Genomic DNA, 18,309 nt, shown 5'->3' with positions numbered 1-18,309 from the left:
TGGGAGTGGGAAGGGCGGAGGGGAGGGGGGGGGGCCGCCCGCCGCGCGCGCCGGGGGCGCCCCCCCAAAACCCCCAAAACTAACGGGGGGGGGGGGGGGGGGGGGGGGGGGGGGGGGGGCGCGCCCCCCCCCCCCCCCCCCCGCCACCGGAGCCCGGGAGTAGGAAGTCGGCCTCGTCGACTTCCTACTCCCGGGCTGTGTGGTGGAAGCTGCACGGTTTGTCGGGCGGCCCCTTGCTCGGAGCAAGGGGCCGCCCGAGACGATCCGCATATCCCTGGCCCTCGCTCAGGGCAGGCGAGGGCTCGCTACCCCCGCGCAGGAATGGGGCGGAGCAGGAAGTCGGCCGGGCCGACTTCTCGCTCCGGGTGGTCATTTGGGTATGTGGCGGCGGTGGTTGTGGGGGTTGGTTTCGGGGCTGAAGTGGCCGGCTTGGCGGGCGATCCAGGTGTATTCGGGGGTGCCGTCGGGGGTGGTGCGGAGTTCCCAGCGGCCGTGGCGGGTGATGGGCGGCGGGGGCGGGCCGGCTTTGAGGGCGGTGATGACGCCGGTGATCACGGTGGCGATGGCGAGGGCGAGGAGGACGGCGAAGGCGGCGCCGATGAGGAAGGTGGTCACGTCCGGCTCGCGTCGCGGAGGAGTTCGAGGAGGTTGAGGAGGGTGGGGAGGGACGTGCTGCCGAAGTCGACGGTGGTGCCGTTGACGGCGGCGGAGCCCCACTGGATGCCGAACGGCTCTCCGCGCTCGTGGAGTTCGCGGAGGAGGGCGGTGACCTCGGGTTCGGTGTAGGTGCGGAGGTAGGTGTCGTGGGGGGTGATGGGGGTGTTCACGCGGCGGCGTCCAGTTCGAACCACGTGACCTTGCCGGTCTTGGTGGGGTTGGCGCCGCTGCGGTGGGTGAGGGCGCGGACGAGGTGGAGTCCGCGTCCGGACTCCGCATAGGGGTCGGTGGGGATGCGGGGTTCGGGCAGGGTGGGGCAGTCCTCGCAGACGGCGACGCGAAGGACGGTCGGGCACAGGGAAACGAGGACGGCGGGGGCGGGGGAGCCGCCGTACTGCCAGGCGTTGATGAAGAGTTCCTGGAAGGCGAGTTCGGCGTCGTTGATGGCGTCGGGGTGCCAGTGGGCGGTGCGAAGGATGGAGCGCAGTTCGGCGCGGATGGCGGAACAGTCGGGCGGGTTGAGGGCACGCATGGGAGACCTCCGTGGTGAGAGGCAGTGGGGAGGGGGGCCGACGGATGCGTCGCCGTGAACGAGGCCAGTCCGGACCTGGCTGCTCTGCGGTGCGGAGTGGGCAGCATGCGCCTACTGCCCTGGAGAACAGGCATTACTGACGATCCGTCGGATCGTTGTGAGACAGACCATAGCTCACCCAACCTCTATTTATAGGTCGCGGCGAGAAAGTTCCCCCTACCGTGTAGTCGGCTCCCAGATGGACCTGCTCGCTGCCCGCGCGGCAGACTGATCCAGCACCGGTAGAGAGGACGTCATGGCCCTTCGCTCCAACCCGACCCTCCGTCAGCGGCGCCTCGGAAGTGAGCTGAGACGGATGAGAGAGCAGGCTGGCCTCGGCGGCAGTGAGCTTGCCAGGAAGCTCGGCATCAGCCCCGCTCAAATGACGCAGATGGAGATGGCGAAGATCGGGGTCAGCCCCGAGCGGCTGCGGATGGTCGCCTCGGCGTGCGGCTGCGCCAATGAGCCGTTGATCGACGCCCTCGCGCGCATGGCTTCGGAACGTGGCAAGGGCTGGTGGGAGGAATACCGGGGTGCGCTGACCATCGACTTCCTTGAGGTCGCCGAACTTGAGGCCCACGCCGCGCGGCTGACTTTCTGCACCACTGCCTACATCCCGGGCCTGCTCCAGACCCGTGCCTACGCGTCGGCAGTGTTCGCCCGGTTGTTCCCGCCGCTGCCGTCACAGGAGATCGAGACGAGGACCACCTTCAGGATCCGTCGTCAGGAGCTTGTTCGCTCAGGCTCCACACCTTTGCGGACCTTCATCCACGAGGCCGCGCTGCGGATGCAGTTCGGCGGTCCTGCAGTGCTCGCTGACCAGCTCAGCGCCCTGGTCGACGACTCCGAGCAGTCCGGGATCTCGGTACGGGTAGTGCCGTTTGCGCTTGATACGTTCCCGGGATCCGGTGAGAACCTGACCTTCGCCGAAGGCCCGGTTCCCGAGCTCGACACCATCGAGATGGACGTATCCCAAGGGGCACTCTTCTTCGACTCGCAAGCCGATCTGGCCAAGCACCGAGTCATCTTCTCGCGCCTCGATTCCACTGCTCTCCAGGAAGAGGAATCGCGCGAGTTCATCCGATCCATCGTGAAGGAAGTGAAGGCCACGCATGTCTGACGCGGAGTGGCAGAAGTCCAGCTACAGCGCCTCGAACAATGAGTGCGTCGAGGCCCGTGCAGGGGTCGGGGCAATCGAACTGCGGGAATCCGATGACCCTTCCGTGATCCTCCACACACCCCCGGCGGTCTTCGCGGCCCTTCTCGGCAGCATCAAGGCCGGTGAGTTCGACAGCCGCGACTGACCTCGGTGGCACGTCTTCTTCTGACGGGCGGTCCGGGCGTGTCGCCGGAAAACGGATGCCGGGCTTCGAGAGGTCTCGAAGCCCGGCATCAGTCATCTGCCGCGCGGGTCAGTTGTGGGCGTGGAGGTCGGCGTTGAGGCCGCCCCAGGAGCCGGTGCGGGCGATGACCTCGACGGCGCCGGTCTGGGAGTTGCGGCGGAAGAGGAGGTTGTCCTGGCCGGACAGCTCGACGGCCTTGGCCACGGCGCCGTCCGGGGCGGTGACCCGGGTGCCGGCGGTGACGTAGAGGCCGGCCTCGACGACGCAGTCGTTGCCGAGGGAGATGCCGATGCCCGCGTTGGCGCCGAGCAGGCAGCGCTCGCCGACGGAGACGATCTGCTTGCCGCCGCCCGACAGGGTGCCCATGATCGAGGCGCCGCCGCCGATGTCGCTGTGGTCGCCGACCACGACGCCCGCGCTGATCCGGCCCTCGACCATCGAGGTGCCCAGCGTGCCGGCGTTGAAGTTGACGAAGCCCTCGTGCATCACGGTGGTGCCGGCGGCCAGGTGGGCGCCGAGGCGGACGCGGTCCGCGTGGGCGATGCGCACGCCGGACGGGGCGACGTAGTCGGTCATCCGCGGGAACTTGTCGATGCCGTAGACGGCGAGCTGCCCGCCCTGGGCGCGCACGGCCAGCCGGGCCTGCTCGACCTTGTCCACCGGCACCGGGCCGATGCTGGTCCACGCCACGTTGGCCAGCAGGCCGAAGATGCCGTCGAGGCTCAGGCCGTGCGGCCGGACCAGGCGGTGGCTGAGCAGGTGCAGACGCAGGTAGGCGTCGTGCGCGTCGAGCGGCTTCTCGTCCAGCGAGGCGATGGTGGTGCGCACGGCGACCACCTCGACGCCGCGGCGGGCGTCGGCGCGCAGCGCCTCGGCGGCGCCCGCGCCCAGTTCGGCCTCGGCCTGCTCGGAGGTCAGGAGGACGGTCCCGGCCGGGCCGGCCTCGGCGGTCAGCACGGGGGCCGGGAACCAGGTGTCGAGGACGGTGCCGTCCGCGGCGATGGTGGCCAGACCTGCGGCAACGGCGCCGTTCACGGGGGTGGTGGATTCTGCAGTCACATCGTGCACGTTAACGAATCCGGGCCGCCGCTGCCGAACACGCTCACCGTCCGGACCGGTCCCGGCGCTCCCGGTCGGCGACAAAATGCGGTGCTGGGGGAGCCCCTCCTCGGCAATACTCCAACGGGTGTTCATGTCGATCTCCACCACAGGTACCGCCGAGAACCCGGCCACTGACCTGGGCTTTCTGCTGCACAAGCACCCCGGCAGGGTCCAGCGGTTCTCCACGGCGCACGGCGAGGCGCACGTCTTCTACCCGGAGGCGGGCGACGAGGCCTGCACGGCCGCGCTGCTGCTCGACGTCGACCCGATCGCGCTGGTCCGCAAGGGCCGGGGCAAGGGCCGCGCCGGCTCGCCCGACTTCGCGCTCGCCCAGTACGTCAACGACCGCCCCTACGCGGCCTCCTCGCTGCTCGCGGTGGCGCTGCGCACGGTGTTCCGGACGGCGATGAAGGGCGTCTGCGAGACCCGCCCCGGGCTGGCCGACCGGCCGCGCCCGCTGCGGATCTCCCTGCCGGCCGTGCCGGTCGGCGGCGCGGCCGGCGAGGGCGCCGGTGCGGCGATGGCGGTCCGCCTCTTCGAGCCGCTGGGCTGGCGGGTGGAGGCGTCGGCGATCCCGCTGGACGCCGCGTTCCCCGAGTGGGGCGAGTCGCGCTACGTCCGGCTGGAGCTGTCGGCGGAGCACGCGCGGCTGGCCGACGCGTTGCAGCAGCTGTACGTGCTGCTGCCGGTCCTGGACGGCGCCAAGCACTACTGGGTCGCCCCGGACGAGGTCGACAAGCTGCTCGCCGCCGGCGAGGGCTGGCTGGCCGGTCACCCCGAGCGTGCCCTGATCACCCGCCGTTACCTGTCGCGGCGCTGGACGCTGACCCGGCGGGCGATGGAGCGCCTGGAGCTGGCCCGGCTGGCGGAGGCCGACGACCGCGAGGCCGAGGAGGTGGACAACGCGGTCGACGACGGCGCGGAGCAGAGCGAGCACGAGGACACCGGGCAGGAGCAGAGCGGGCAGCGCACCACCTCATTGGCCGAGCAGCGCCGCACCGCCATCCTGGACGCGCTGCGCGAGACCGGCGCGGCCCGGGTGGCCGACCTCGGCTGCGGCCAGGGCGAGCTGATCGCCGCGCTGCTGAAGGACGCGCGGTTCACCGAGGTGCTGGGCGTGGACGTGTCGGTGCGGGCGCTGTCCGCGGCCGCTCGCCGGCTGCGGCTGGACCGGATGCCGGAGCGCCGGGCGAGCCGGGTGCGGCTGGTCCAGGGCGCGCTGACGTACACGGACGCGCGGCTGAAGGGCTTCGACGCGGCCGTGCTCTGCGAGGTGATCGAGCACCTGGACCTGCCGCGGCTGCCCGCCCTGGAGTACGCGGTGTTCGGCGCGGCCCGGCCGTCGGCGGTGGTCGTGACCACGCCGAACGCCGGGTACAACGTCCGGTGGGAGAGCCTGCCGGCCGGTCACCTCCGGCACGCCGACCACCGCTTCGAGTGGGACCGCGCCGAGTTCCGCGACTGGGCCGACCGGGTCGCCGCCGCGTACGGCTACACGGTCGACATCCGTCCGGTCGGCCCGCAGGACGCCGAGGTGGGCGCCCCGACCCAGCTCGCCCTGTTCCGCCTCGACAACGACGGGGCCGCCGACGCGGTGCCCGCGAACACCGTCACCATGGACAGCACGACGCCCGACGAAGGGGGCGAGACCCGATGACCGACGCGACCGACGAGACCGACGCGACCGCCGAGCCCAACGAAACCGACGTAGCCGACGCGACCGACGCGACCCGGTCCGTCGCCGCCGCAACGGCCGCCCCCCGCCGCCTGCCGGTGACGGACGTCTCCCTGGTGGTCCTGATCGGCCCCAGCGGCGCCGGCAAGTCCAGCTTCGCCCGCAAGCACTTCCTGCCCACCCAGGTCGTCTCCTCGGACTTCTGCCGCGGCCTGGTGGCCGACGACGAGAACGACCAGTCCGCCTCCGCCGAGGCCTTCGACCTGCTCCACTACATCGTCGGCAAGCGCCTCGCCGCCGGCCGGCTGACCGTCGTGGACGCCACCAACGTCCAGCCCGAGGCCCGCCGTCAGCTGGTGCGGATCGCCCGCGACCACGACGTGCTGCCGATCGCCATCGTGCTGGACGTCCCGCCGGGCGTCTGCGCCGCGCGCAACCGCTCCCGCCCGGACCGCGACCTGCCCGCGCACGTCGTGCCGCGCCAGTACCGCGAGCTGCGCCGCTCGCTGCGCGGCCTGGAGCGCGAGGGCTTCCGCAAGGTGCACGTCCTGCGCGGCGAGGCCGAGGTCGAGGTCGCCGAGATCGTGCCGGAGAAGCGCTTCAACGACCTGCGCCACCTCACCGGCCCGTTCGACATCGTCGGCGACGTCCACGGCTGCCGCTCGGAGCTGGAGACCCTGCTGACCCGGCTCGGCTGGACGCTGCTGCGCGACGACGCCGGGCGCCCGGTGGACGCGGTGCACCCCGAGGGGCGGACGGCGGTCTTCGTCGGCGACCTGGTCGACCGCGGCCCGGACACGCCGGGCGTGCTGCGCCTGGTGATGGGCATGGTGGCGGCCGGGCACGCGCTCTGCGTGCCCGGCAACCACGAGAACAAGCTCGGCCGGGCGATGGACGGGCGCAAGGTCACCGTCTCGCACGGCCTCCAGGAGTCGCTGGACCAGCTGGCGGAGGAGTCCGAGGAGTTCCGCGCCGAGGTCCGGGCGTTCATGCGCGGCCTGGTCAGCCACTACCTGCTGGACGGCGGCGCCCTGGTGGTCTGCCACGCCGGCCTGCCGGAGAAGTACCACGGCCGGGCCTCCGGCCGGGTGCGCTCGCACGCCCTCTACGGGGACACCACCGGCGAGACCGACGAGTACGGCCTGCCGGTGCGCTACCCGTGGGCGGAGGAGTACCGGGGCCGGGCGCTGGTGGTCTACGGCCACACGCCGGTCCCGTCGGCGGCGTTCCTCAACAACACCATCTGCCTGGACACCGGCTGCGTCTTCGGCGGCGGCCTGACCGCGCTGCGCTACCCGGAGCGGGAGCTGGTCACCGCCGAGGCCGAGCGGGAGTGGTACGCGCCGGTGCGGCCGATGCGCACGGACGCGCCGGGTGCCCGCGAGGGACGCCCGCTGGACCTCGCCGACGTGGCGGGCCGCCGGGCGGTGGAGACCGCACTGGCCGGCCGGGTCGCGGTGCGGGAGGAGAACGCGGCGGCGGCACTGGAGGTGATGAGCCGGTTCGCGATCGACCCCCGGCTGCTCGCCTACCTGCCGCCGACCATGGCGCCGAGCGCGACCTCGTCCAGGCCCGGCTACCTGGAGCACCCCGACGAGGCCTTCGCCGCCTACCGGGCGGACGGCGTCGGGCGGGTGGTCTGCGAGGAGAAGCACATGGGCTCCCGCGCGGTGGTGCTGGTGGCGCGGGACGGCGCCGCGCTGGAGAAGCGGTTCGGGCCGGCCGGCCGGGGCGCGATCTGGACCCGCACCGGGCGGGCGTTCCTCGGGGACGAGGCGCTGACCGCCGCGGTGCTGGAGCGGCTGCGGGCCGCCGCCGAGCGGTCCGGGCTGTTCGATGAGCTGCGCACCGGCTGGCTGCTGCTGGACGCCGAGCTGATGCCGTGGTCGCTGAAGGCCGTGGAGCTGCTGCGCCGTCAGTACGCGGCGGTCGGCGCGGCGGCGGGCGCGGCGCTGCCGGAGGTGCTGGCCGCGCTGGAGCGGGCCGGCGGACGCGGGCTGGACGTGGCCGAGCTGACCGGTCGCCAGCGGCGGCGCGCCGCCGACGCGCAGGCGTTCACCGAGGCGTACCGGCGGTACTGCTGGCCGACCGAGGGGCTGGCCGGGATCCGGCTGGCGCCGTTCCAGGTGCTGGCGGCCGAGGGGGCGAACCTGGCGGTGCGCCCGCACGACGAGCACCTCGCCTGGAGCGACCGGCTGGCCGGGGCGGACGAGGCGGACCACCCGGGGGCCCCGCTGCTGCGCCGCACCGGCCGGCTGGTGGTGGACACCGCCGACGAGGCGTCGGTCGCCGCGGGTGTCGCCTGGTGGGAGGAGCTGACCGCGGCGGGCGGCGAGGGCATGGTCGTCAAACCGCTGGCCTCGCTGGTGCGCGGCCGGGCGGGGGAGGGGCGGCCGGGCGGGCTGGTCCAGCCCGGGGTGAAGGTGCGCGGGCGCGAGTACCTGCGGATCGTCTACGGCCCGGACTACACCGAGCACCTGGACCGGCTGCGGCAGCGCTTCCTCGGGCACAAGCGGTCGCTGGCGCTGCGCGAGTACGCGCTCGGCCTGGAGGCGCTGGACCGGCTGGCGGGCGGCGAGCCGCTCTGGCGGGTACACGAAGCGGTGTTCGCCGTGCTGGCACTGGAGTCGGAGCCGGTGGATCCGCGGCTGTGACGGGTCGGGCGGGCGGAAGTGGCAGTCGTGCATAGAAATTCTGCACGTCGTATAGACTTGCTACTTCCCTGCCCGCCCGTACCCGCCCGTCATCGTCACACCCAGGAGCCCGGCATGGCCTTCAACCTCCGGAACAGGCACTTCCTCAAGGAGCTCGACTTCACGCCCCAGGAGTTCCGTTTCCTGGTGGACCTCGCCGCCACGCTCAAGGCGGCGAAGTACGCGGGCACCGAGCAGCCCCGGCTGCGCGGCAGGAACATCGCCCTGATCTTCGAGAAGACCTCCACCCGGACGCGCTGCGCCTTCGAGGTCGCCGCCCACGACCAGGGTGCCACCACCACCTACCTGGACCCGGCCGGCTCCCAGATCGGCCACAAGGAGTCGATCAAGGACACCGCCCGGGTGCTCGGCCGGATGTTCGACGGCATCGAGTACCGCGGGCACGGCCAGGAGGTGGTCGAGGAGCTGGCCGCGTACGCGGGCGTGCCGGTCTGGAACGGCCTCACCGACGAGTGGCACCCCACCCAGATGCTCGCCGACGTGCTCACCGTCACCGAGCACACCGCCAAGCCGCTGACCGACGTGGCGCTCGCCTACCTCGGGGACGCCCGCTCCAACATGGGCAACTCGCTGCTGGTCACCGGCGCGCTGCTCGGCATGGACATCCGGATCGTCGCCCCGCGCGCCCTGTGGCCGGACGAGGAGGTGCGGAAGGCCGCGCAGGGGCTCGCCGCGACCAGCGGCGCCCGGATCACCCTCACCGAGGACGTCGCCGAGGGCGTGGCCGGCGCCGACTTCCTCTACACCGACGTCTGGGTCTCGATGGGCGAGCCCAAGGAGGTCTGGGCCGAGCGGATCGCGCTACTCAAGCCGTACCAGGTGTCGATGGAGACGGTGCGCGCCACCGGCAACCCGCAGGTGAAGTTCCTGCACTGCCTGCCGGCCTTCCACGACCTGGGCACGGTGGTCGGCAGGCAGCTGTTCGAGGAGACCGGTATGGCCGAGCTGGAGTGCACCGACGAGCTGTTCGAGTCGGAGCACTCCGTGGTCTTCGACCAGGCCGAGAACCGCCTGCACACCATCAAGGCCGTCCTGGTCGCCACCCTCGGCGGCTGACCCGCCGCTACCGCGGCTCCTCCAGGTTCACGCAGGCGACCCGGTCGGCGGCGCCGTGCGCGCCGGCCGGGTCGCCCGCGTGCAGCACCAGCGAGCGGGCCCCGCCCGGCCGGGGCCGCCAGGCCACCGAGGTGGCGGCGGCGCCCTCGCCCCGCCCGTCGGTGCGCAGCGCGAGGCGCAGCTCGTTGCGGTCGTTGGCGTACGCGGGGTCGGTGGACGGGCTGACCGGGTCCACCACGTCCTGGTAGTGCGGGCCGGACGCGGCCGGGTCGGCCCCGCATGCGCCGGTGTGCAGGTGCACCGGGAACTCGTGGTCGGCGGCGACCCCGGCCACGCTCATGGTCAGCACCGTCCGCCCGGGCACCGAGCGGTCCACCACCACCCGTACGTGCGAGCCGTACGGCACCAGGTCGGGCGCGTGGCTGATCGCGGCCGGCGGGACGAACGCGGTGGCCGGGTCGAAGTCGGCCTCGGTGACCGCGACCGGGACGGCGGCGGGCGCCAGCAGGGCGAACGGGAGCAGCGCGGCGGCGAGCGGAGCGGGCATCGGCGAACCTCTTCGGGCGGGGGCGGGAGGCCGGACGCCCCGTTCAACGCCGCGCACCGCCTCCCGGACACGCCCTAGCCGTCCGCCGGCCGGATGCCCCGGATCTCGCAGCGCGGCCCGCTGGCCCGCATCAGCCGCAGGTCGGCGGTGACCAGCGGCGCCCCGAACCGTTCCGCCACCGCCACGTAGGCGGCGTCGTCCGGTGTGAGGTTGTCCTTCAGTTCCCAGATCCGCCCGAGCAGCGGCTCGACCGGGATCTTGCGGATCGCCAGCCCCGGCAGTTCGGCGGTGAGCTCGCCGACCCGTTCGGCGGTGAGTTCGCGCGCCAGGTAGAGGCCGCGCAGCGACTGCATCACCTCGACGACGACGTGCTCGGGCGCCACCCACTCGCCGCCCGCGGCCAGCTCGGCCCGGGCCGTCTGCCCGCGCCCGCCCTCGTCGGCCAGCGCCAGCACCAGCGCGGACGCGTCCACCACGATCATCAGTCGGCCCCCATGCCAGCTCCCGGTGTGTCGTTCCGGGGTCACGGTACCGGGGCGGGCTCCCGGGCCGGGGCGGCGGGACGCGCGGGCGCGGGGCCCGCGTTACGGGGGGTTCGGCGGTGGTTCGGGGAGGATGCATCCGGGGGAGGCAGGCTGGAGGTGGTGCCGACGTGGCGGACGTCGTGGCATGCACTATGGTTTATCTCGACATCGAGATAACTCCGCCTTACGATATATCTCGACATCAAGATACTTGCCGAGAGGCGCTCACCGGCGGTGCGGGCAAGGTCAGCCTAAGTAAGGGTGACCTTACCACCGTGGCGGCCGGATACCGCACGAAGCACCTAGAAGGAGTCAGTCGTGTCCGCGAACAGCTTCGACGCCCGCAGCTCGCTGCAGGTGGGCGACGAGTCGTACGAGATCTTCAAGCTCTCCGCCGTCGAGGGTTCCGCTCGGCTGCCCTACAGCCTCAAGGTGCTGCTGGAGAACCTGCTCCGCACCGAGGACGGCGCCAACATCACCGCCGGCCACATCAGTGCCCTCGGCAACTGGGACGCCGACGCCCAGCCGAGCCAGGAGATCCAGTTCACCCCGGCCCGCGTGATCATGCAGGACTTCACCGGTGTGCCGTGCGTGGTCGACCTCGCCACCATGCGCGAGGCCGTCAAGGAGCTGGGCGGCGACCCGGCCAAGATCAACCCGCTGGCCCCGGCCGAGCTGGTCATCGACCACTCCGTCATCGCCGACAAGTTCGGCACCCCGGACGCCTTCGTCCAGAACGTCGAGATCGAGTACGGCCGCAACAAGGAGCGCTACCAGTTCCTGCGCTGGGGCCAGACCGCGTTCGACGAGTTCAAGGTCGTCCCGCCGGGCACCGGCATCGTCCACCAGGTCAACATCGAGCACCTGGCCCGCACCGTCATGGTCCGCGGCGGCCAGGCGTACCCGGACACCTGCGTCGGCACCGACTCGCACACCACCATGGTCAACGGCCTGGGCGTGCTGGGCTGGGGCGTCGGCGGCATCGAGGCCGAGGCCGCGATGCTCGGCCAGCCGGTCTCCATGCTGATCCCGCGCGTCGTCGGCTTCAAGCTGACCGGCTCGCTGCCGGCCGGCACCACCGCCACCGACCTGGTCCTCACCATCACCGAGATGCTGCGCAAGCACGGTGTGGTCGGCAAGTTCGTCGAGTTCTACGGCGACGGCATCGGCGCCATCCCGCTGGCCAACCGCGCCACCATCGGCAACATGTCGCCGGAGTTCGGCTCGACCTGTGCGATCTTCCCGATCGACGCCGAGACGATCAACTACCTGAAGCTCACCGGCCGCGACGAGCAGCAGCTCGCCCTGGTCGAGGCGTACGCCAAGGAGCAGGGCCTCTGGCACGACCCCTCGCACGAGCCGGTCTACTCGGAGTACCTCGAGCTGGACGTCTCCACCGTCGTCCCGTCGATCTCCGGCCCGAAGCGCCCGCAGGACCGCGTGATCCTGGCCGAGGCCGCCGAGCGCTTCGCCGAGGCGCTGCCGGCCTACTCGGCCGAGGCCTCCAAGCCGACCGCCGTCACCGCCCCCGACGGCTCGTCCTACGAGATCGACAACGGCGCGGTCGTGATCGCCTCGATCACCTCCTGCACCAACACCTCCAACCCCTCCGTCATGCTGGGCGCCGCCCTGCTGGCGAAGAAGGCCGTGGAGAAGGGCCTGACGGTCAAGCCCTGGGTCAAGACCACCCTGGCGCCCGGCTCCAAGGTCGTCATGGACTACTACGAGAAGGCCGGCCTGCTCCCGTACATGGAGAAGCTGGGCTTCAACCTGGTCGGCTACGGCTGCGTCACCTGCATCGGCAACTCGGGCCCGCTGCCCGAGGAGGTCTCGGCCGCGGTCAACGAGTCCGACCTGGCCGTCGTCTCGGTGCTCTCCGGCAACCGCAACTTCGAGGGCCGGATCAACCCCGACGTCAAGATGAACTACCTGGCCTCCCCGCCGCTGGTGGTCGCCTACGCCCTCGCCGGCAACATGAACGTCGACATCACCAGGGACGCCCTGGGCAAGGACGCCGACGGCAACGACGTCTTCCTCGCCGACATCTGGCCCTCCGAGCAGGAGGTGGCCGAGGTCGTCGCCGGCTCCATCGACCAGGACATGTTCGACAAGGGCTACCAGGACGTCTTCGCCGGCGACCACCGCTGGCAGTCGCTCCCGGTCCCGACCGGCAACACCTTCGAGTGGGACGCCGAGTCCACCTACGTCCGCAAGCCCCCGTACTTCGAGGGCATGGCCAAGACCCCGAGCCCGGTGAGCGACATCGCCGACGCCCGCGTCCTGGCCAAGCTGGGCGACTCGGTCACCACCGACCACATCTCCCCGGCCGGCAACATCAAGCCGGGCACCCCGGCGGCGCAGTACCTGACCGCCAACGGCGTCGAGAAGCGCGACTTCAACTCCTACGGCTCGCGCCGTGGCAACCACGAGGTCATGATCCGCGGCACCTTCGCCAACATCCGCCTGCGCAACCAGATCGCGCCGGGCACCGAGGGCGGCTACACCCGCGACTTCACCCAGGCCGACGGCCCGGTGTCGTTCATCTACGACGCCTCGCAGAACTACCAGGCCGCCGGCACCCCGCTGGTCGTCCTGGCCGGCAAGGAGTACGGCTCCGGCTCGTCCCGCGACTGGGCCGCCAAGGGCACCGCGCTGCTCGGCGTCAAGGCCGTCATCGCCGAGTCCTACGAGCGCATCCACCGCTCGAACCTGATCGGCATGGGCGTCCTGCCGCTGCAGTTCCCGGAGGGCGCGAACGCCGACTCCCTCGGCCTGACCGGCGAGGAGACCTTCTCCTTCACCGGTGTGACCGAGCTCAACGAGGGCCGCACCCCGGCGACCGTCAAGGTCAAGGCGGTCGGCGCGGACGGGACCAGCAAGGAGTTCGACGCGGTCGTGCGCATCGACACCCCCGGTGAGGCGGACTACTACCGCAACGGCGGCATCCTGCAGTACGTGCTGCGCAGCCTGATCAACGGCTGAGCCACGCGCTGAGCGCCGAGGAGGCCGGACCGCACCCGCGGTCCGGCCTCCTTCCGTTCTCCCTTCCGTCGCACGGGCTTTGCCGGTCTTTTGCATAGTGCGCCGACCGTGCCGGACCCCTTGTGCGGCGTGGGCGCGATGGACTAAACCTCTGTCCCAGCTGGTCCATACCAATTGACGTTGCATCAGAGAATAGGTCCGGTATGCCCATTCGCCGCCCCGCCCTGCTCGCCGCCGCCACCGTCGCCGCCCTGCTCGCCTCCACCGCCGCCACCGCCACGGCCAGCGCCGCCGACGGCGCCAAGGGCCCCAAGCTCAAGGGCCAGCGGGTCGGCTACTTCACCTCGTGGGGCGCCGACAGCTCCGCCAAGCGCGTCCAGGAGACCGGCCAGGCCGGCCGGCTGACGGTGATCAACTACGCCTTCGGCAACGTCTCCGCCGAGGGCACCTGTTTCGAGAGCAACGAGCCCGGCCAGGGCGACGCCTACAACGACTACCAGCGGGCCTTCTCCGCGGCCGAGTCGGTGGACGGCGTCGCCGACGCCCCGGGGCAGGCGCTCAAGGGCCACTTCAACCAGGTGCGCAAGCTCAAGGCGAAGAACCCGCAGCTGAAGGTCGTCATCTCGCTGGGCGGCTGGAGCTGGTCCAAGTACTTCTCGGACGCCGCCGCCACCGAGGAGGCCCGCCAGAAGTTCGTCTCCTCCTGCATCGACCTCTACATGAAGGGCGACGTGCCGCAGCTGGCCGGCTCCCCGGAGGGCGGCGCCGGCGTGGCCGCGGGCGTCTTCGACGGCATCGACGTCGACTGGGAGTACCCGGGCGGCGGCGGTGACGCGGGCAACGTGGTCCGCCCCGAGGACGGCCGCAACTTCACCCTGCTGATGGACGAGTTCCGCAAGCAGCTGGACGAGCTGGCCGCCGAGCGCGCCGCGGGGGCCAAGGGCAAGGCCAAGAAGCCCGACCACTACCTGCTGACCGCCGCCGTGGCCGCCAACGAGACCGTCGCCGACCGGCTGGAGCTGCCCGAGCTGGCCGAGTCGGTGGACTGGCTCAACCTGATGACCTACGACCTGCACGGTCCGTGGGAGGGCAAGGGCCCGACCAACCACCACTCCCCGCTCTACTCCGACCCCACCGACCCGGACGCCCGCCAGCGCAGCTCCGACAAGGCCGTCGACCACTACGCCCAGCGCGGCCTGCCGTCCCAGCAGACCGTCCTCGGCACGCCGTTCTACGGCCACGGCTGGACCGGCGTGCCGGCCGGCAACCGCAACGGCCTCTACCAGAAGGCCACCGGCACCGTGCCGGACCTCACCTACAAGGAGCTCAACGCGCTGCCCGGCTCCACCACCTACGTGGACCGTGACCACGCCGCGTCCTGGAAGTACGACGGCAACACCTTCTACAGCTTCGACTCGGCCGAGGTGCTCACCGAGAAGGCCCGCTACGCCCGCTGGAACGACCTGGCCGGTGTGATGGTCTGGTCGCTGGACGGCGACGACGCACAGGGCAGCGCGATGGCCGCCCTGGACAAGGGCCTGCGCGGCAAGTGAGCCGGTCCTGACACCGCCGTGGGAAACGGGCGGGGCCCGCCGCGACACGCGTCGCGGCGGGCCCCGCCCGTTCCGTTCGGCTCAGGCCCGGTCGCAGGCCTGCGCCCGCAGCGCGCGGGCCAGGTCGTCCCGGCGCTCCAGCACCAGCCGGCGCAGCGCGGGCGCCGCGTCCGGGTGCCCGGCCAGCCAGGCGTCCGCCTCGGCCAGCGTGGCCTCGTCCACCTGCGCCTGCGGGAAGAAGCCGCCGACGATGCGCATCGCGATCTCGATGGTCCGCTCGGCCCAGACCCGCTCCAGCAGCTTGAAGTAGGGCGCGGCGTAGAGCGCGGTCAGGTCGCGGTGCGCGGGCACCGCGAAGCCGGCGATGTTGGCCTCGACCAGCGCGTTGGGCAGCTCGTCGGAGTCGATCACGGCGGACCAGGCGGCGGCCTTGGCCTCCGGGGTGGGCCGGGCGGCCAGGCACTGGGTGTGCTGGCGGCGCCCGCTCGCGGTGTTGTCGGCGGCCAGTTCCCCGGCCAGTTCCTCCTCGCCGGCCTGGCCGGCCGCGGCCAGCGCCAGCCACAGCGCCCAGCGCAGCTCCTGGTCGACCTCCAGGCCGTCGATCCGGGCGGTGCCGGCCAGCAGGCCGCGGACCAGGCCGAGGTGCTCGGAGCCGTTGGCGGTCTGCGCCAGGAAGCGGGCCCAGGCCAGCTGGTGGTCGCTGCCGGGGGCGGCGGCGCGCAGCTCGCGCAGCGCGCCGTCGGCGAGCAGCCGGCCGCCCTCGCCGCGCCAGGCCGGGTCGGCGTAGAGGTCGACGGCGCCCTTGGCCTGGGTGTGCAGGGACTGCAGGACGCCGATGTTGGCCTCCTGGCCGGCGAACCGCAGGACCAGCGCCACGTAGTCGCGGGCCGGCATCAGGGCGTCCCGGGTGAGGTTCCAGACGGCGGACCAGGCGAGCGCGCGGGCCAGGTCGTCCTTGATGTCGCCGAGGCCGCCGCGCAGGGTCTCCAGCGACTCCTCGTCGAAGCGGACCTTGCAGTAGGTCAGGTCGTCGTCGTTGAGCAGGACCAGCGCGGGCCGGGGGCGGCCGGCGGCGCCGGCGACGACGGTGCGGGCGCCGGTGACGTCCAGTTCGAAGCGGTCGGTGCGCACCAGCGCGCCGTCGGCGTCCCGGTCGTAGAGGCCGACCGCGATCCGGTGCGGACGCAGTACGCCGCCGTCCTGGAGGACGGCGAGTTCGGTGATCCGGCCCTCGGCGTCGGCGGTGAGCTGCGGGGTGAGGGTGTTGACGCCGGCGGTCTGCAGCCAGGCGGCGGCCCAGGACTTGAGGTCGCGGCCGCTGGTCTCCTCCAGGATGTCCAGCAGGTCGGCGAGTTCGGTGTTGCCGAAGGCGTGCCGCTGGAAGTAGCGGCGGGCGCCCTCGAAGAAGGCGTCAGCCCCGGCGTACGCCACCAGCTGCTTGAGCACCGAGGCGCCCTTGGCGTAGGTGATGCCGTCGAAGTTGAGCTTGGCGTCCTCGAGATCCCGGATGTCCGCGGTGATCGGGTGGGTGGTGGGGAACTGGTCCTGGCGGTAGGCCCAGGCCTTGCGCTGGTTGGCGAAGGTGACCCAGGCGGACCGGTAGCGGGTCCCGGCACCGACCAGGCCGTAGGAGCCCATGAAGTCGGCGAAGGACTCCTTCAGCCACAGGTCGTCCCACCAGCGCATGGTGACCAGGTCGCCGAACCACATGTGCGCCATCTCGTGCAGGATGACGTTGGCGCGGCCCTCGTAGGCGGCGTCGGTGACCCGCGAGCGGAAGACGAACTCCTCGCGGAAGGTGACGCAGCCGGGGTTCTCCATGGCACCGATGTTGTACTCGGGGACGAACGCCTGGTCGTACTTGCCGAAGGGGTACGGGTAGCCGAACCTCTCGTGGAAGAAGTCGAGTCCGAGCCTGGTGACGCCGAGGATCTCGTCGGAGTCGAAGTACGGGGCGAGCGACCGGCGGCACATCGCGGTGAGCGGGATGTCCAGCACGGTGCCGTCGTCCAGGGTGCGGCTGTAGTGGTCGCGGGCGACGTGGTACGGGCCGGCGACGACGGCGGTGAGGTAGGTGGAGATCGGCTGGGTCGGCGCGAACTCCCAGGTGCGGGCGCCGGCTTCGGCGGTGACGCGCTCGTGCGGGGCGTTGGACCAGACGTCCCAGGCGGCGGGCGCGGTGACGGTGAAGGTGAACGGGGCCTTCAGGTCGGGCTGTTCGAAGGTGGCGAAGACCCGGCGGGCGTCGGCCGGCTCGTAGTGGGTGTAGAGGTAGGTCTCGCCGTCGGCGGGGTCGGTGAAGCGGTGCAGGCCCTCGCCGGTGCGGCTGTAGGCGCAGTCGGCCTCGACGGTGAGCACGTTCTCGGCGGCCAGGCCCTCGACGTGCACCCGGGCGCCGTCGTAGGCGGCGGCCGGGTCGAGGGCGCGGCCGTTCAGGGTGACGGCGCGCACGGCCGGGGCGAGCAGGTCGAGGAAGGTCGACGCGCCCGGCTCGGCGCAGCGGAAGGCGATGGTGGTGGTGGAGCGGAAGGTGGCGGCCGCGGGGTCGGGCGCCGAGGTCACGTCCAGCTGGACGCGGTAGGCGTCCACGGTGAGGATGCTGGCCCGCTGCTGGGCTTCGTCGCGGCTCAGGTTCTTGCCCGGCACGGCGGTACTCCTTTGTCCGGCTCGCACGGTGGTGCGGTCTTCGCTGGTGCGGTGGTGCGGCGCGCTGTGGTGCTGCGGGGGTATCCTTTCACGCCCCCCGCGCCGGTACCATTGCACAACTCGGCCGGGCGGGGCGGAATCAGCGGCGCGGGCCGGGTGTTGGCGCTCTGGGGGCGTGGTCGCGCGCGGCCGTACGGTCCCCGACCCGCACTTCTTCCGGACGACTCTCGAAGGACGACAGCCGTGACGACTGCCGCTGGTGCCACCGGCGCCGCCGAGCGCAAGACCGCCGACTTCTGGTTCGACCCGGCCTGTCCGTGGGCCTGGATGACGTCCCGCTGGCTGATCGAGGTCCAGCAGCTGCGCCCGGTGGACGTGAACTGGCACGTGATGAGCCTGTCGGTGCTGAACGAGGGCCGGGACCTCCCGCCGCAGTACCGGGAGCTGCTGGACAGCGCCTGGGGCGCGGTGCGGGTGTGCATCGCGGCCGCGCGCGAGCACGGCGACCAGGTGCTGGGCCCGCTCTACACCGAGCTGGGCACCCGTTTCCACAACCAGGGCCTGCCGGCGAACCAAGAGACCATCGAGGCGGCGCTGGCCGCGGCCGGGCTGCCGGTGGAGCTGGCGGACGCGGCCGGCACCGACGCGTACGACGAGGCGCTGCGCGTCTCGCACAAGGAGGGCATCACCCTGGTCGGCGAGGACGTCGGCACCCCGGTGATCGCGGTCGAGGGCGCGGACGGTGAGCGGGTCGCGTTCTTCGGCCCGGTGGTGACGCCGATCCCGCGCGGCGAGGCCGCCGCCCGCCTGTGGGACGGCACCCTGCTGGTCGCCTCGACGCCCGGCTTCTACGAGATCAAGCGGACCCGCACCGCGAGCCCGTCCTTCGAGTAGGCCGCGACGCGCGAAGGGGGCCCGGCACCGCACGGTGCCGGGCCCC

The 18,309-nt window shown here is 72.2% G+C and carries 15 protein-coding genes; 8 read left to right on the top strand and 7 right to left on the bottom strand.

What is annotated here, in order from left to right:
* Nucleotides 1-369: 369 nt before the first annotated feature.
* From ACFZBX_RS32895 to ACFZBX_RS32885, 3 genes are read right to left on the bottom strand one after another with little or no spacing between them, the layout of a single operon-like run.
* On the bottom strand, nucleotides 370-615 hold the full coding sequence (locus ACFZBX_RS32895) for a hypothetical protein (protein ID WP_391537452.1): 246 nt from the start codon (nucleotides 613-615) through the stop codon (nucleotides 370-372).
* Nucleotides 612-827, bottom strand: coding sequence for a hypothetical protein (locus tag ACFZBX_RS32890; RefSeq protein WP_391537451.1), 216 nt, complete (start codon nucleotides 825-827; stop codon nucleotides 612-614). Before ACFZBX_RS32890 ends, ACFZBX_RS32895 begins: the two co-directional genes overlap by 4 nt.
* Nucleotides 824-1,189: an ATP-binding protein gene (locus ACFZBX_RS32885; protein ID WP_391537450.1), complete on the bottom strand. Its 366-nt coding sequence runs from the start codon at nucleotides 1,187-1,189 to the stop codon at nucleotides 824-826. The genes ACFZBX_RS32890 and ACFZBX_RS32885 overlap by 4 nt, the downstream gene beginning before the upstream one ends.
* Before the next feature lie 295 nt (nucleotides 1,190-1,484).
* Here ACFZBX_RS32885 and ACFZBX_RS32880 point away from each other — a divergent pair, with 295 nt between their 5' ends.
* Together ACFZBX_RS32880 and ACFZBX_RS32875 are read left to right on the top strand one after the other, a co-directional pair.
* Complete coding sequence (locus ACFZBX_RS32880; RefSeq protein ID WP_391537449.1) at nucleotides 1,485-2,348, top strand: helix-turn-helix domain-containing protein; 864 nt, start codon at nucleotides 1,485-1,487, stop codon at nucleotides 2,346-2,348.
* Nucleotides 2,341-2,532, top strand: coding sequence for a DUF397 domain-containing protein (locus ACFZBX_RS32875; protein ID WP_391537448.1), 192 nt, complete (start codon nucleotides 2,341-2,343; stop codon nucleotides 2,530-2,532). The genes ACFZBX_RS32880 and ACFZBX_RS32875 overlap by 8 nt, the downstream gene beginning before the upstream one ends.
* Before the next feature lie 108 nt (nucleotides 2,533-2,640).
* Here the strand turns inward: ACFZBX_RS32875 and dapD are convergent, their stop codons facing one another.
* Nucleotides 2,641-3,630 carry a 2,3,4,5-tetrahydropyridine-2,6-dicarboxylate N-succinyltransferase gene (dapD, locus tag ACFZBX_RS32870; RefSeq protein WP_391537447.1) on the bottom strand — a complete coding sequence of 330 codons (990 nt, stop codon included), beginning with the start codon at nucleotides 3,628-3,630 and terminating at the stop codon, nucleotides 2,641-2,643.
* Between the two features lie 127 nt (nucleotides 3,631-3,757).
* On the opposite strand from dapD, the gene ACFZBX_RS32865 reads away from it, so the two are divergent.
* The 3 genes from ACFZBX_RS32865 to argF all read left to right on the top strand — a co-directional run bounded on the left by ACFZBX_RS32865 (nucleotide 3,758) and on the right by argF (nucleotide 9,117).
* Nucleotides 3,758-5,329 carry a 3' terminal RNA ribose 2'-O-methyltransferase Hen1 gene (locus tag ACFZBX_RS32865; RefSeq protein ID WP_391537446.1) on the top strand — a complete coding sequence of 524 codons (1,572 nt, stop codon included), beginning with the start codon at nucleotides 3,758-3,760 and terminating at the stop codon, nucleotides 5,327-5,329.
* The gene (locus ACFZBX_RS32860; protein ID WP_391537445.1) at nucleotides 5,326-8,001 is read left to right on the top strand and encodes a polynucleotide kinase-phosphatase; all 2,676 of its coding nucleotides are present in this window, start codon (nucleotides 5,326-5,328) and stop codon (nucleotides 7,999-8,001) included. Before ACFZBX_RS32865 ends, ACFZBX_RS32860 begins: the two co-directional genes overlap by 4 nt.
* Before the next feature lie 114 nt (nucleotides 8,002-8,115).
* Complete coding sequence (argF, locus tag ACFZBX_RS32855; RefSeq protein WP_391537444.1) at nucleotides 8,116-9,117, top strand: ornithine carbamoyltransferase; 1,002 nt, start codon at nucleotides 8,116-8,118, stop codon at nucleotides 9,115-9,117.
* A 7-nt stretch (nucleotides 9,118-9,124) separates the two neighbouring features.
* Here argF and ACFZBX_RS32850 read toward each other — a convergent pair whose 3' ends face one another.
* Nucleotides 9,125-9,664 (bottom strand): superoxide dismutase family protein, encoded by a 540-nt coding sequence (locus ACFZBX_RS32850; RefSeq protein ID WP_391537443.1) that lies wholly within the window; start codon nucleotides 9,662-9,664, stop codon nucleotides 9,125-9,127.
* 74 nt (nucleotides 9,665-9,738) lie between these two features.
* Nucleotides 9,739-10,146, bottom strand: coding sequence for a type II toxin-antitoxin system VapC family toxin (locus ACFZBX_RS32845; RefSeq protein WP_391537442.1), 408 nt, complete (start codon nucleotides 10,144-10,146; stop codon nucleotides 9,739-9,741).
* A 360-nt stretch (nucleotides 10,147-10,506) separates the two neighbouring features.
* On the opposite strand from ACFZBX_RS32845, the gene acnA reads away from it, so the two are divergent.
* Nucleotides 10,507-13,170, top strand: coding sequence for an aconitate hydratase AcnA (acnA, locus tag ACFZBX_RS32840; protein WP_391537441.1), 2,664 nt, complete (start codon nucleotides 10,507-10,509; stop codon nucleotides 13,168-13,170).
* A 203-nt stretch (nucleotides 13,171-13,373) separates the two neighbouring features.
* On the top strand, nucleotides 13,374-14,723 hold the full coding sequence (locus ACFZBX_RS32835; RefSeq protein WP_391537440.1) for a glycoside hydrolase family 18 protein: 1,350 nt from the start codon (nucleotides 13,374-13,376) through the stop codon (nucleotides 14,721-14,723).
* Between the two features lie 81 nt (nucleotides 14,724-14,804).
* Here ACFZBX_RS32835 and pepN read toward each other — a convergent pair whose 3' ends face one another.
* Nucleotides 14,805-17,369, bottom strand: coding sequence for an aminopeptidase N (pepN, locus tag ACFZBX_RS32830; protein WP_391537439.1), 2,565 nt, complete (start codon nucleotides 17,367-17,369; stop codon nucleotides 14,805-14,807).
* 243 nt (nucleotides 17,370-17,612) lie between these two features.
* On the opposite strand from pepN, the gene ACFZBX_RS32825 reads away from it, so the two are divergent.
* The gene (locus ACFZBX_RS32825) at nucleotides 17,613-18,263 is read left to right on the top strand and encodes a disulfide bond formation protein DsbA (RefSeq protein ID WP_391537438.1); all 651 of its coding nucleotides are present in this window, start codon (nucleotides 17,613-17,615) and stop codon (nucleotides 18,261-18,263) included.
* Nucleotides 18,264-18,309: the final 46 nt, after the last annotated feature.

The organism is Kitasatospora sp. NPDC008115 (assembly GCF_042957205.1).
Lineage (GTDB): Bacteria > Actinomycetota > Actinomycetes > Streptomycetales > Streptomycetaceae > Kitasatospora.
This window is presented reverse-complemented; position numbering and strand designations above follow the sequence as displayed.

Excerpts from the sequence above, each read along its gene's own strand:
- ACFZBX_RS32850 (WP_391537443.1), bottom strand. The coding sequence starts at position 9,664 with ATGCCCGCTCCGCTCGCCGCCGCGCTGCTCCCGTTCGCCCTGCTGGCG.
- ACFZBX_RS32880 (WP_391537449.1), top strand. The coding sequence starts at position 1,485 with ATGGCCCTTCGCTCCAACCCGACCCTCCGTCAGCGGCGCCTCGGAAGT.
- ACFZBX_RS32885 (WP_391537450.1), bottom strand. The coding sequence starts at position 1,189 with ATGCGTGCCCTCAACCCGCCCGACTGTTCCGCCATCCGCGCCGAACTG.
- ACFZBX_RS32845 (WP_391537442.1), bottom strand. The coding sequence starts at position 10,146 with ATGATCGTGGTGGACGCGTCCGCGCTGGTGCTGGCGCTGGCCGACGAG.
- ACFZBX_RS32835 (WP_391537440.1), top strand. The coding sequence starts at position 13,374 with ATGCCCATTCGCCGCCCCGCCCTGCTCGCCGCCGCCACCGTCGCCGCC.
- argF (WP_391537444.1), top strand. The coding sequence starts at position 8,116 with ATGGCCTTCAACCTCCGGAACAGGCACTTCCTCAAGGAGCTCGACTTC.
- ACFZBX_RS32875 (WP_391537448.1), top strand. The coding sequence starts at position 2,341 with ATGTCTGACGCGGAGTGGCAGAAGTCCAGCTACAGCGCCTCGAACAAT.
- ACFZBX_RS32860 (WP_391537445.1), top strand. The coding sequence starts at position 5,326 with ATGACCGACGCGACCGACGAGACCGACGCGACCGCCGAGCCCAACGAA.